General features: G+C 35.2%; 10 protein-coding genes and 3 pseudogenes. 6 read left to right on the forward strand and 7 right to left on the reverse strand.

The genetic code is table 11. The features are described 5' to 3' along the window. Nucleotides 1-82: 82 nt before the first annotated feature. Nucleotides 83-955: an IS982 family transposase gene (locus tag NBW39_RS08390; protein WP_250294632.1), complete on the forward strand. Its 873-nt coding sequence runs from the start codon at nucleotides 83-85 to the stop codon at nucleotides 953-955. On the opposite strand, the gene NBW39_RS08395 is transcribed toward NBW39_RS08390, so the two are convergent. Both NBW39_RS08395 and NBW39_RS08400 read right to left on the reverse strand, forming a co-directional pair. Further along, a complete protein-coding gene (locus tag NBW39_RS08395) occupies nucleotides 905-2,545 on the reverse strand; it encodes an ABC transporter ATP-binding protein (protein WP_250295182.1) in 1,641 nt (546 codons plus the stop codon). The two genes, NBW39_RS08390 and NBW39_RS08395, sit on opposite strands and share 51 nt — an antisense overlap. 54 nt (nucleotides 2,546-2,599) lie before the next feature. Then, a pseudogene (locus NBW39_RS08400) lies at nucleotides 2,600-2,782 on the reverse strand (hypothetical protein); the annotation flags it as partial. Between the two features lie 88 nt (nucleotides 2,783-2,870). Between NBW39_RS08400 and NBW39_RS08405 the strand changes: the two are divergent. Further along, complete coding sequence (locus NBW39_RS08405) at nucleotides 2,871-3,437, forward strand: ATP-binding cassette domain-containing protein (protein ID WP_250295183.1); 567 nt, start codon at nucleotides 2,871-2,873, stop codon at nucleotides 3,435-3,437. Further along, a complete protein-coding gene (locus NBW39_RS08410) occupies nucleotides 3,350-4,288 on the forward strand; it encodes an ATP-binding cassette domain-containing protein (RefSeq protein WP_250295184.1) in 939 nt (312 codons plus the stop codon). Before NBW39_RS08405 ends, NBW39_RS08410 begins: the two co-directional genes overlap by 88 nt. A gap of 41 nt (nucleotides 4,289-4,329) precedes the next feature. Here NBW39_RS08410 and NBW39_RS08415 read toward each other — a convergent pair whose 3' ends face one another. Next, nucleotides 4,330-6,105 (reverse strand): ABC transporter ATP-binding protein, encoded by a 1,776-nt coding sequence (locus NBW39_RS08415; RefSeq protein ID WP_250295185.1) that lies wholly within the window; start codon nucleotides 6,103-6,105, stop codon nucleotides 4,330-4,332. 62 nt (nucleotides 6,106-6,167) lie between these two features. On the opposite strand from NBW39_RS08415, the gene NBW39_RS08420 reads away from it, so the two are divergent. The 3 genes and pseudogenes from NBW39_RS08420 to NBW39_RS08430 all read left to right on the forward strand — a co-directional run bounded on the left by NBW39_RS08420 (nucleotide 6,168) and on the right by NBW39_RS08430 (nucleotide 9,549). Beyond that, nucleotides 6,168-7,466: a cbb3-type cytochrome c oxidase subunit I gene (locus NBW39_RS08420; protein WP_250295186.1), complete on the forward strand. Its 1,299-nt coding sequence runs from the start codon at nucleotides 6,168-6,170 to the stop codon at nucleotides 7,464-7,466. A 661-nt stretch (nucleotides 7,467-8,127) separates the two neighbouring features. Continuing rightward, nucleotides 8,128-8,438, forward strand: a pseudogene (locus tag NBW39_RS08425) (transposase); the annotation flags it as partial. Nucleotides 8,439-8,676: 238 nt separating this feature from the next. Continuing rightward, the gene (locus tag NBW39_RS08430; protein ID WP_250294632.1) at nucleotides 8,677-9,549 is read left to right on the forward strand and encodes an IS982 family transposase; all 873 of its coding nucleotides are present in this window, start codon (nucleotides 8,677-8,679) and stop codon (nucleotides 9,547-9,549) included. Here NBW39_RS08430 and NBW39_RS08435 read toward each other — a convergent pair. The 4 genes and pseudogenes from NBW39_RS08435 to NBW39_RS08450 all read right to left on the reverse strand — a co-directional run bounded on the left by NBW39_RS08435 (nucleotide 9,499) and on the right by NBW39_RS08450 (nucleotide 12,194). Continuing rightward, nucleotides 9,499-10,567 (reverse strand): annotated as a pseudogene (locus NBW39_RS08435) (transposase). The gene NBW39_RS08430 and the pseudogene NBW39_RS08435 overlap by 51 nt on opposite strands. Nucleotides 10,568-10,688: 121 nt before the next feature. Continuing rightward, nucleotides 10,689-11,054, reverse strand: a complete 366-nt coding sequence (locus NBW39_RS08440; RefSeq protein WP_250295187.1) for a hypothetical protein — start codon at nucleotides 11,052-11,054, stop codon at nucleotides 10,689-10,691. Nucleotides 11,055-11,085: 31 nt separating this feature from the next. After that, nucleotides 11,086-11,436 (reverse strand): recombinase zinc ribbon domain-containing protein, encoded by a 351-nt coding sequence (locus NBW39_RS08445; RefSeq protein ID WP_250295188.1) that lies wholly within the window; start codon nucleotides 11,434-11,436, stop codon nucleotides 11,086-11,088. Beyond that, nucleotides 11,402-12,194, reverse strand: a protein-coding gene (locus NBW39_RS08450; RefSeq protein ID WP_250294889.1) for an IS5 family transposase whose coding sequence is annotated in 2 segments (ribosomal slippage) — nucleotides 11,402-11,929 and nucleotides 11,931-12,194 — 792 coding nt in all. Because the reading frame shifts where the segments join, the coding sequence is not laid out codon by codon here. Before NBW39_RS08450 ends, NBW39_RS08445 begins: the two co-directional genes overlap by 35 nt. Nucleotides 12,195-12,229: the final 35 nt, after the last annotated feature.

The raw sequence follows: 12,229 nt of genomic DNA on the forward strand, positions 1-12,229 counted from the left end.
GATTAGAAAATAGATAAAAGTATAACTAAGAAGAGGGAAACAGGGTAAACTCGAGTATTTTAGTAATAATAAGAGGTTACCCATGAAGAAAGATATTACAGAACTGTACTGTTGCGTCGAGGATTTTTGTCGTGCGGTAGATGATAATTTTGCAAATAGGTTCTTATCAAACGGCAAAAAACCAACCAGAGTACCAGAAATAGCGCACTCAGAAATTCTAACCATAATCCTATTATACCATAAATCACCATGTAAAAACTTCAAGGCTTTTTATCTTTGTTATCTTCAGTTATTCTATAGATCAGAGTTTTCAAAGCTGCCTTCATATCACAGATTTATTGCCTTAAAGCCGCGAGTTTTGTGGTATTTAGCATTACTTTTGCAATGGTTTTGTGAACAAGCAAAAATGACCGGGATTTCCTACATAGATTCTACTTCAATAGCAGTATGCCATCGAAAAAGAATCTCAAGAAATAAGGTTTTCAAAGGATTAGCAGAGTTAGGAAAGAATACTTACGGCTGGTTTTTTGGTTTTAAATTACATGTAGTAATCAATGAAATAGGTGAAATTCAAGGTGTTACGCTAACCAGAGGTAACGTCGATGACAGAAAACCTGTACCAACTCTAACCAAAAAACTAACTGGACTTTTGTTTGGAGATAAGGGCTATATAAAGAAAGAGCTCTTTGAGAAACTATTCGATAGAGGTCTAAAACTCGTCACTAAAGTGAAAAAAGGTATGAAAAATGCACTGATTTCGCTGAAAGAGAAGATTTTACTAGGGAAAAGATCGATTGTTGAAACGGTTTTTGGCTGCCTAAAAAACAAATTTGAACTTGAGCACACTCGGCATAGATCCACAGTAAATTTCTTGGTACATATTTTTTCTACCCTCATTTCTTATTCAATGCAATCGAAAAAGCCCTGTATTTCTCAGCTTTACTTCGTTGGTTAATCCATAACTGGGGTTTGTAGCATTGCTTGTTTCAAGTACTTCGTTGAGTGATTCTTGTATTAACTGTTCTGTTGGAGTATCAAGTGCAGAAGTTGCTTCATCCAGAATTAATATAGGAGCATTTTTTAAAATAGCTCTTGCAATTGCAATATGTTGCCTTTGTCCACCACTTACTTTAACACCCCTCTCGCCTACAATAGAATGATACCCGTTGGTCATTTGCATAATATCTTTGTGGATTTTTGCTTTTTTGCATGCTTCAACAACTTCATCAAAACTTGCATCATGTTTAGCAAGCTGTAAATTTTCCAAGATAGTTCTATGAAACATAGTAATATCTTGCGGAATTACTGATATATTTGCCCGCAAAGATTCTTGTGTAGCATTGGTGATATTTTGGTCATCGATAAGGATTTGTCCACTCTGCACATCAAAATACCGGAGCAAACACTTAATGATAGTTGTTTTTCCTGCACCAGAAATGCCTACAATGCCGATTCTCTGACCGGATTGAATATGTAAATTGAAATTATGTAGCACATCAGTTTTACTTCCACTGTATGCAAAGCATATGTTCTCAAATTTAATTTCGCCACGCACATTTGTAAGAAGCCCTGCATTTGGCATATCCTCGATGTCATAATCACGATTAATAAATGAAAATGACGCTTTCATTGATGCGATTCCTGGGTTTATACTAAATAACAGATTTTTTAAAAAATCATCCAGTTCTTCATGTACATTAAGCGTAATCATTGAAATAAAAGCAAAACCACCTGCGGTAATTTGTCCGCTCTGATATAAATAAGCCAGTAAATAAATTTGCACAGCACACATAATAGTCACCATGATTGTATCGGCATTATCTACCCAATAAGCATCAAATTTACGGACTCTTTTCTCTGAATCTTGCCAGCGTAACAATGCCGGAGTTATCTTTAGCTTAAACTCCGTCCACACATTACCAATAATTTTTATGCCGAATATGTTTGCTATAGAATCATTTATAATCCCCAGAGTTTCTTGTCTTGCCGCAACATATTGCTCCTGAAGTTCCATTTGCTTTTTTAATAAAAAAGCTATAACTGGTGTGTAAATTGTTACAAATGCAAGTATTACAGTTGCCGATGTTACATTAATGCTAAAAAGAAATAATATACTTATAACAACGGTTGCTACATTGTTCAAAGCCTGAAAACAGGAGCCTATTAAAGTGGTTAAACTATTTTGAAAATCTGTAATCTTACTTGAGATTTCACCTGATAAATGAGAATCAAACCAATGTAATGAATGCCCAAGTGTTTTTGTATACATGTTAGTTATAGTTTCAGCTAGTATTATAGGTTTATACTTTATATCTAATAGCCGAGTGATAAAAAACATTCCATGATGCATAAGTGTGTAAAAAACAAACAGCATTAATAATGTTGTAACATTGGTGTTTAATTGGATTGAATCGATGATTTCTTTTATATTATAACTTTTAATTGTTTTAGACACAGATGCAGTAATTGCTATTAGACACAATGAGCAAAGATATATTTTGTATTTTAAAAAAATAGACTTAAGGTAGGTTGAAAGTTTAGTCATTCTGTTTACTCAAGATTTTCATGTGATCGTAATAAGTATACAGTGAAAATTAGTCTATCGTAAATCTTCACCACCTTCCTTTTTATCTGGCAAAAATCCACCAACTTGTGCGTCCCATAGGGTTTTATACATTCCATTTTTATCGAGCAGTTCTTGGTGTGTGCCGTCTTCTACAATTTTACCTTGGTCAAGAACCAAAATACGATCCATGTGCAAAAATGTGGATAGACGATGGGCTCTCGCTCAGGTCATAACTTTGACTAATATGAAAATATGTGCAATATTCAGGTGAAATTTTATATAGTGTGCCTAGTAGAAATACTTGATGATTATACATAAACCAATCCAAATCACAAACCTTGAGTTGTCATTTTCCCATAAAACCTGCTTTCAGGATTTTAATATTCAAATAGATAGTGGTAGTCGCATTGCTATTATTGGCCGTAATGGAAGTGGAAAATCTACTTTGCTCAAGATTTTGCTCGATACTTCTAAGGCTACAAGTGGATATATTAAGGTACCAGAAGATGTGGTGTTTGGTTACGTGCCGCAGATTATTGATGAGTTCTGTAACTTAAGTGGTGGACAACGACTTAATCAAGCTATGACTCATGCCTTGGGTCTTGATCCTAATGTATTGCTGTTGGATGAGCCAACTAATCATTTGGATATTAGAAACCGCAAGGGCCTTATGCGTATGCTTTCCAACTATCTTGGAACATTGATAATTGTTTCGCATGATACAGAATTGCTCAGAAATTGCGTTGATACACTGTGGCACATTGATAATGGTATGATGATTATATGCGTGAAACACGTAAAGCACGATCTTCTATTGAATGTAAGCTATCCCTGCTTGAACGCCAGAAAAAAGATACACACCAAGAATTGATGAGAGAACAAGATCGCGCTGCAAAAAGCAAAGCCAAAGGTAAAAAAAGTATTCAACAGCGAAAATGGCCTTCTGTTGTTAGTAAAGCTAAGGCATTGCGTGCAGAAGTAACATCAGGAAACAAAAAATCAGCTATTGATCATAAGAAACAGAAACTTACAGAACAGCTCTCAAATCTTGTCTTACCGGAAATCATTTTACCTAAATTTTCTCTTAACTCTTCCGATATAGGGGATTACACCATTGTTTCAATTAATGATGCTTCAGTTGGTTATACAGTAGATAATCCACTTCTTCGTGGCGTTAATTTGTCTCTTAACTCCAGGAAACGTATAGCCATACTTGGTGAGAATGGTAGCGGCAAGTCCACTATGGTTAAAGCTATCTTAGATGATGTTAATGTGAAAAAAACAGGCGATTGGCATGTGCCCAAGAGAGCTGATATTGGATATTTAGACCAGCATTATAGTACGCTTGATACGGATAAAACTATACTTGAATCAATATCTTCCCTCGTTTCCAGTTGGTCTCATTCAGAAGTAAGGTGTCATTTAAACGATTTCTTATTTCGAAAAAATGAAGAAGTAAATAGCTACATAGGTCAACTTTCAGGAGGTGAAAAAGCAAGACTTACCCTTGCGCAGATTGCAGCCATTACACCAAGACTTCTAATCTTAGATGAAATTACTAACAATCTTGATTTGGAAACAAAAAGCCATATTATCAACGTTATTAAACACTATCCAGGTGCAATGATTGTTATTTCTCACGACACCGATTTTCTAAAGGAAATAGGAATACATGACTGTTATAATGTACCTTCAAGAACTGACCTAACCTCAAAAAAGTAGGGAGAAAGTTAAGACGTTTTTGAAGTAAAATATCACACTTTCTACTCACTTTCCTTTTTCTCTGGCAAAAATCCACCAACTTGTACATCCCACAGAGTCTTATACATTCCGTTTTTATCAAGAAGTTCCTGATGCATGCCATCTTCTACAATCTTGCCTTGATCAAACACTAAAATGCGATCCATATGCAAAAGCGTAGATAGGCGGTGGGCTATTACTATTGTAGTTTTATCTTGCATCAACTCCCATAGAGATTCTTGAATATTACTTTCAGTCACAGAATCAAGTTGTGAAGTTGCTTCATCCAGAATTAATATAGGAGCATTTTTTAAAATAGCCCTTGCAATTGCAATGCGTTGCCTCTGCCCTCCTGAAAGCTTTACACCTCTTTCACCAACAAGTGAATCATAACCTTGTGATAATTTCAAAATAAACTCATGAGCATGTGCTTTTTTTGCCGCTTCAATTACTTCATCATCGCTAGCATCTGTTTTTCCATAGCGAATATTCTCCATCAAAGTCCTATGAAAAAGCGATGGATCTTGTGGGATCATTGCGATTTTTGCACGCAAAGAATCCTGCGTAACATTACAAATATCTTGTCCGTCAATTAAAATTTTTCCAGATTGTACGTCATAAAGCCTAAGAATCAGGTTCACGAAAGTAGATTTTCCTCCACCTGAATAGCCAACTAACCCTACTTTTTGCCCAGCTTTAATTTTGATAGATTTATTCTGGAAAAGAGGTTCTGTACCATTGTAATGGAATTTAACGTTATTGAAGGTAATTTGGCCACGATCACATTTGAGGGCAGCGGCGTTGGACTTATCTAGAATTTCTAGCGGTATCATCAATGAACTCAAGCTTTGCTTACACCGACCAACTGCTTTATTGAACTCATTGACTTCTGACATGGTAACCCACATCATATTTCCTGTTTCCATCAATAAACCTAATATTAAAGCAAAATCACCTATAGACACTAAGTTTTTGCTGTAAAGATAAATTAGAAAACAAGCAGAAGAAGCCATCATAATGGCTATTAATCCTCCTTGTATGGAGTGCATGATAAATGAGTAAAAATGGGTTGCTGTATACGCTTTTTGCTGATTACACAAGAATGGAATCATTCTTGAATTTTCATAAGACTTTCTAGAAAAATTTCTGACATTACTTTGATTAGATAGAGAATCAACCAGCTCACCTATCACTATCGATTCTTCTTTAGCTTGAACATCAGACAGCGAAATAAGCTTTCGTGACATCATAATGCTTGCACTTGCAAAGAATATGAACCAGACAACCAATATGAAATAAAATACAGAATTTACAGAGTAAGCAGCTACGAAAGCAGCCAACAACAATGAAGCTCCTCTTAAGAAATTCGGTGCAACTCTGCTTATCAGAATTTCAATTCCATCTGCTAGATTAGTAATTTGTCTTGAAATTTTCCCTGATAAATTATCCTGATAAAATTGATTAGATTTTCCGAGTACATGATCCATCACTTTTCCAATGACACTATTAATAACAACAGGAATAAATCTACAGCGTATATAACCAATTCCTCTCCAAGTGAAATTATCAAATACGATAAAATTCACGACAATCAGGCTTGATGGTAATATTAAAATTGAAATATCTCCATTCTGCACATGTGGTAGAAGGTTGATGATGTTCTTAATCAGCATATTGTTAAAAGGTCCCCAAAACCCTGCAAAGATTGCAAGGGAAACAAAAATCGAGACCGATAATTTGTATGGCTTCAAAAAATGCCAGATGAAAGAATATAAAGTTTTAGGTAGCTGATGATTCATTTGAACTACTCATATTAATTTGAAAAATGTATACTGTCTTATGCTATAGTACCTAAAAGTAAATGCTCAACATACAAAATAACGCTACACTTTGCAAACAGTGGATATTCTTAGCAGTATGTGCCCTTGCTTGCTCTGGATTGTTGTCAATAATTGTTATTTTTTTACGATTGCCTTTTATCTCCTCTCTTGTTCCTTCTGCACAATATATCTTTGATAATGCGCTGGTGATACACGTGAACTTGTCAATTTTGGTGTGGATGTGCTCTATAATATCTCTGCTCTTTATCATAAACCTACAAAATACCAATAGTTGGTTTAACTTTTCATGGGTTCTATCAACCCTTTCGATGCTGCTCATGTTTATATCCGCATTTGTTCCAAACACTGAAGTTATCAAAAGTAACTATATTCCCGTGTTACAAAACAAATTATTTTTACTTGGACTCAGTTTATTTATTGCCAGCATATTAATAAATGCAGTTCTTGCATATATGTCAAATAAGCAAGCCTCATACCTCTGCATGGGACAAATTGGACTGGTTATTATACTTGTATCGTCATTTCTTTGCTTTGTTTTAGCATACAATAATATGCCGGCAGATATATATCACTCGGATAAGAATTTATTTTACGAATATCTCTTCTGGGGAGGCGGACATTTGCTGCAATTTGCTTTTGCTCAAGCAATGTTTTTAGTTTATTTGATAATACTGAATGCTAGTGATATTAGTCTAAATAAAATTACCATTTTACCACTATTTATAAACACAATTTTGGCTGTAGGCGCGCCATTTGTGTACTTTTTCTATTCAGTTGACAGTGTTGAGTTAATACAGTTCTTTACTTGGCATATGAGAATTGCGGGAGCAGTTTTGCCGTGTTTCCTAATAATACTAGCGTATCGCAACATAAAAACTCTGCTCAGTGATAAGGGCAATTATCTACTCCATTCGTTTGTATTGTTCATTTATGGAGGTATGCTTGGAGTGCTGACTATTGAAGGTAATGTCACGATTCCCGCTCATTATCATGGTTCTGTAGTTGGTATCACTATAGCTTTTATGAATTTTGTCTACTGGATATTACCAAAACTGGGCTGTAAAGAAATAAAAAGCTTTGTGGTAAGATTGCAGATTTATGCCTACAGTGTGGGACATTTTCTCCATATTACTGGCCTTGTTTGGCTTGGTGGATATGGTGCCTTAAGAAAAGTTGCAGATTTGCCAAGCATTTCATCAATATTAGCGCGTATCTGCTTTATTACGGGCGGAGCTATATCAGTTATTGGCGGAATGTTGTTCGTAATAATTGTGCTTTTGTCTCTGCTCAAGGGTAAAAACAGGACTAAAACTACTTGACAAGCCTCGCCAGCCCCCCTATCATGAAACTGAAGCTATTTATTTATCTTCGCAATCTGCAGATTAAAACGACAAAGGGAACTTTGTATTTGGCGTAAATCATGCTTAATTTTTTGCACTATGTGCACCTCATGTCTTTATAAAACTTTTAGGTTTCTACCTATACAAGCAGAAACGCGCTTATAAAGCGTTCAAGACATCAAAAGACGTCAAATAGAACAAGGGAGAATTTGAATACTGGCTACCCTGGGGATTCTTTGCCTTTTTTTTCTGCCTAGTAAATTTCTTAAACATTTATAGCTAAGGTTAGTTGCATTTAAAAGCAGCTAAATTGCAGCGTTTAAGACTTAAAAAAACGCCAATACAGAAAATAGACAATGACCAGGGCTTCTTTTGCCTTTTTTTTATTTGCTTAAATATTTATGGCTAAAGATTGCACGAATGTTGCAATTACAAAAACGATTTCTACTAGGGTGTCATCCCAGTCTGGGATCCAGTTTTCCATATAATCTCATTGAAAACGTTTTTCTGTGCTAGTTTGCTTGCTTACAAGCAAACTTTCCTGGATCCCAGTGGGCTTTGTTGCATAGCAACCGAAAAAATCTGGTAGCTACTGACAAAATTCATTATAAAATAGCCATTTAACCTTTGAAGAAAAAATATGCCACAAAAAATGAGAGTCAGTAACCAAAACGAATATAACAAATTTCTCCAGGAAAGAGGAAATATTTTTCGTTACATCGATGAAGCTATCGAAAATTGGTATGAAAATAGTCCAAAAATGCAAGGCGGCAACTATATTTACAGTGATAAAGTCGTAATTTTGGTGCATATAATCGTCAATCTTTTTAGAATTGGTTTAAGACAAACGGTAGGGTTTATAAAAGGATATTTGCAACAAATAGGAAGAAATTTGCAGCTATTCACAAGCATCAAAAGAAACTTGATATTAAGATAAATGATTGCAGAATTGTATCTGTTCAGACAATGGCGTCAACTTAAGAGCATACATTAGCAAACTCTCCTAAAGACATGATGGCGTTTGGGCTTATCTACTTTATTGCGGCTATACAATCTTCCCGGTCGGATCTTAACTTTGGCGCGTATACTTAAAAAACCTCAGTTATGGATTAGAAAATAGATAAAAGTATAACTAAGAAGAGGGAAACAGGGTAAACTCGAGTATTTTAGTAATAATAAGAGGTTACCCATGAAGAAAGATATTACAGAACTGTACTGTTGCGTCGAGGATTTTTGTCGTGCGGTAGATGATAATTTTGCAAATAGGTTCTTATCAAACGGCAAAAAACCAACCAGAGTACCAGAAATAGCGCACTCAGAAATTCTAACCATAATCCTATTATACCATAAATCACCATGTAAAAACTTCAAGGCTTTTTATCTTTGTTATCTTCAGTTATTCTATAGATCAGAGTTTTCAAAGCTGCCTTCATATCACAGATTTATTGCCTTAAAGCCGCGAGTTTTGTGGTATTTAGCATTACTTTTGCAATGGTTTTGTGAACAAGCAAAAATGACCGGGATTTCCTACATAGATTCTACTTCAATAGCAGTATGCCATCGAAAAAGAATCTCAAGAAATAAGGTTTTCAAAGGATTAGCAGAGTTAGGAAAGAATACTTACGGCTGGTTTTTTGGTTTTAAATTACATGTAGTAATCAATGAAATAGGTGAAATTCAAGGTGTTACGCTAACCAGAGGTAACGTCGATGACAGAAAACCTGTACCAACTCTAACCAAAAAACTAACTGGACTTTTGTTTGGAGATAAGGGCTATATAAAGAAAGAGCTCTTTGAGAAACTATTCGATAGAGGTCTAAAACTCGTCACTAAAGTGAAAAAAGGTATGAAAAATGCACTGATTTCGCTGAAAGAGAAGATTTTACTAGGGAAAAGATCGATTGTTGAAACGGTTTTTGGCTGCCTAAAAAACAAATTTGAACTTGAGCACACTCGGCATAGATCCACAGTAAATTTCTTGGTACATATTTTTTCTACCCTCATTTCTTATTCAATGCAATCGAAAAAGCCCTGTATTTCTCAGCTTTACTTCGTTGGTTAATCCATAACTGGGGTTAAAAAGGGCTTGAAAATCTTTTGGCGCAACGAGCACTTGATAAAGTTTCTGTCTCATCACACCAAATAAAACTGAAAAATTTAAACGGTACTCGGCAATTTGATCTGGGTTCCAAGGCCCTTGTGCATCACACATATGAAGCGATAATATATTGCACATGACCAAGTTTGCCCAAAATTCTTGTAATACAGCCTCTCCAGAAAAATTTTCTAACTCTGCTCCTACTTTGAGTCGTTTCCTCTATGTGCCACCTTAATACATAAGCTTTGCTCCAAAGTCTCGGTCAAAAACTCTGTTTCTCCGTTGGCTAATGTCAGCTCTTACTTTCTGTCCTTTCATTTTATTTTTTAGCTTTTCATTTTCTAATATAAAATCAAAATCTGATTCGCCAGCGTTCCCATAGCTTGCTATAATTTCTTTTTTGCAAGCGAAAAATAAAATCTACTTCCAAATCATCATGCTGCTGAATCTGAAGACGATCATAGATAAATAATAATTTCTTTTGATTTAATGAACGCATTTGAGTGATAACTTCGGGTAATTGCTCTTCCGCCAACGTTTGTTCCCAAGCCGCAAGGCGAGCACTGCAAATCAGTGAAGTACATAAATCAACAAACAAATTGCCAGCGGTGCCTGTTGTTCCATTTGGTTCAAACTCGGATACAATTTCCTCAGAGCTGGGTAATCTCATACCAGAACCATCTGCTGCAATAAGTCTATAGCCTCTCCAGCTCAGATTCATCTTGATAGGCTGTTTGGATGCTTAAATTCTTTAAAACCTGTATTTATACCTTGCTTTAGAAAAAGCTTGCTTTGAGGGTACATGTCAATGGCTCCATAAGTTCACATTCTATTCCCAAACTTTTTTTAACTAACTTTAAAATCATAGAAAATACTGTCGTAAAAGCTTGTTCGCGTGAAACTCAACACAATGGATTCTCTGAAAAGCTTTCGAGTATATTATATTTTTAATTTGTAGAATAAAATTTTTTCCTTTTTGCATGCTTCACCTAAAAAGGACACATTTTAAACTTCTTTGTTGAAATAAAATAGAAACAAAAGTGCTGTTTCCTGCGGCTTCTGGATAATTTAATGGTAAAAGTTTTAGAGAGAAATTTTATACACTATCGCTGATATTTTTCCTTAAGTTGACGCCATTGTCTGTTCAGATGCATGGCTAATGCTGAAACAAAAATTCCAGTGCTCCGCCAACAATGTTGCAAATTTTGCTTTTCTTCTCCATTATGTCCAGAAGAGTTTGGCAGCTCTTTTATGCGGAACACCACGTTTACATCCTCAATGTCAATTCTCTTAACTAATGTTCTAATAATATCACGTTTAATTAGCCAGTCTGCGTTATCAAGGTTTGATGTAATATTGGAAGAAAAGTCTTCTAAATTGGTTACAATCAGAGTTAGTTCCTGTTTTAACTTCTTTTGATCGAATATCCTTTTTTTCTCCTCTTCAATTGCTTTTAAGCTCTGTTTCATGGCTTTAATTCGTGGTTCAAATTCTTCTTGATTATTGAGCATAACTATCAATAAGTCTAGCAATACCACGTTTTAATTTATTTTCTTGTTTCTCTAGTAAATCGCTTTTTTGATCCCACGATGATTTTTTAAACTCTGAAAGTCTACGTTTGTATTCTTCTAAAATTCTATTTGGATTTTTTAATAAATGCTTAACTTCTTCCCACACAGCTGTTTCTAATGCATCTGTACGAATGTGTTTATTATCACAAATTTTGTTACCACCAAAACGGTAAGAATCTCTACCAATACAACGATAATATGCATAATGATCAACTTTTTCTCCTCGTTTATTTCTTAGAACCTGTTCATAATCTTTTAAGGAGTAAAGAAGTGAAAGCAAGAACGACCATTTGTAAGCTAGTGTTGAGTTTCCGCTCGCAATTTTTCCACAAACGCCTACATTTTTCCAACCAAGCAAAAGAGCGCTCAACAACCCATCTCTTTGGCAGTACAACAAAGGTGTGTAATTCACTTCGCTTTATTACTTCGACCGTCGAACCAATAGTTGCTTTTATTTGTGTTGCAAAATTTTCTCCAGTGTAGCCTGCATCAACAAGTATATTTTTAACTTCAGAGAGTTTTTCTTTAGCATTTTCGACCATTTTCATGGCACTGCTGCGGTCGGTTGCTTCTGCCGTTGTTACATAAATCGCGTGTGGTAAACCTTGTGTATCTACTGCAATATGGAGCTTTATTCCTGAAATTTTTTTACCTGCATCGTAGCCCTTATTTTCAGCAGTATCTGCATTTTTTACGCTCTGAGCATCAATTATACAAAAACTAGTTCTTTCTTTCCGACCATTGCTGATACGTGTCTCTCCAACTAATTTTTTTTAATACACGCTCCAAAGTACTTTCTGTATCTTCGCTTGGTTTTTCACTCCATTTTTTAAAATATTCGTAACAACTTCGCCATTTTGGAAAATCTTTTGGCAGCATTCTCCACTGACAGGCACTTTTTAGGACGTACAGCACTGCACAAAATACATCATACAAATCAAGTTTTCTTGGTTTTGTTTTCTTCCTACTACTCTCCAGAATTGATCTGATTTTTTCAAATTGTTCTCGACTTATGTCACTTGGGTATAAATTTCTCATATATCCTTATTCATATACATCATCTCATAGTTTAT

Origin of the sequence: Wolbachia endosymbiont of Oedothorax gibbosus (genome assembly GCF_936270435.1) — a bacterium.
Taxonomy (GTDB): domain Bacteria; phylum Pseudomonadota; class Alphaproteobacteria; order Rickettsiales; family Anaplasmataceae; genus Wolbachia.

What these genes read in the sequence shown, in the direction of transcription:
- NBW39_RS08390 (WP_250294632.1), top strand. Translation starts at nt 83, where the DNA reads ATGAAGAAAGATATTACAGAACTGTACTGTTGCGTCGAGGATTTTTGT.
- NBW39_RS08395 (WP_250295182.1), bottom strand. Translation starts at nt 2,545, where the DNA reads ATGACTAAACTTTCAACCTACCTTAAGTCTATTTTTTTAAAATACAAA.
- NBW39_RS08405 (WP_250295183.1), top strand. Translation starts at nt 2,871, where the DNA reads ATGATTATACATAAACCAATCCAAATCACAAACCTTGAGTTGTCATTT.
- NBW39_RS08410 (WP_250295184.1), top strand. Translation starts at nt 3,350, where the DNA reads ATGCGTGAAACACGTAAAGCACGATCTTCTATTGAATGTAAGCTATCC.
- NBW39_RS08415 (WP_250295185.1), bottom strand. Translation starts at nt 6,105, where the DNA reads ATGAATCATCAGCTACCTAAAACTTTATATTCTTTCATCTGGCATTTT.
- NBW39_RS08420 (WP_250295186.1), top strand. Translation starts at nt 6,168, where the DNA reads ATGCTCAACATACAAAATAACGCTACACTTTGCAAACAGTGGATATTC.
- NBW39_RS08430 (WP_250294632.1), top strand. Translation starts at nt 8,677, where the DNA reads ATGAAGAAAGATATTACAGAACTGTACTGTTGCGTCGAGGATTTTTGT.
- NBW39_RS08440 (WP_250295187.1), bottom strand. Translation starts at nt 11,054, where the DNA reads ATGAAACAGAGCTTAAAAGCAATTGAAGAGGAGAAAAAAAGGATATTC.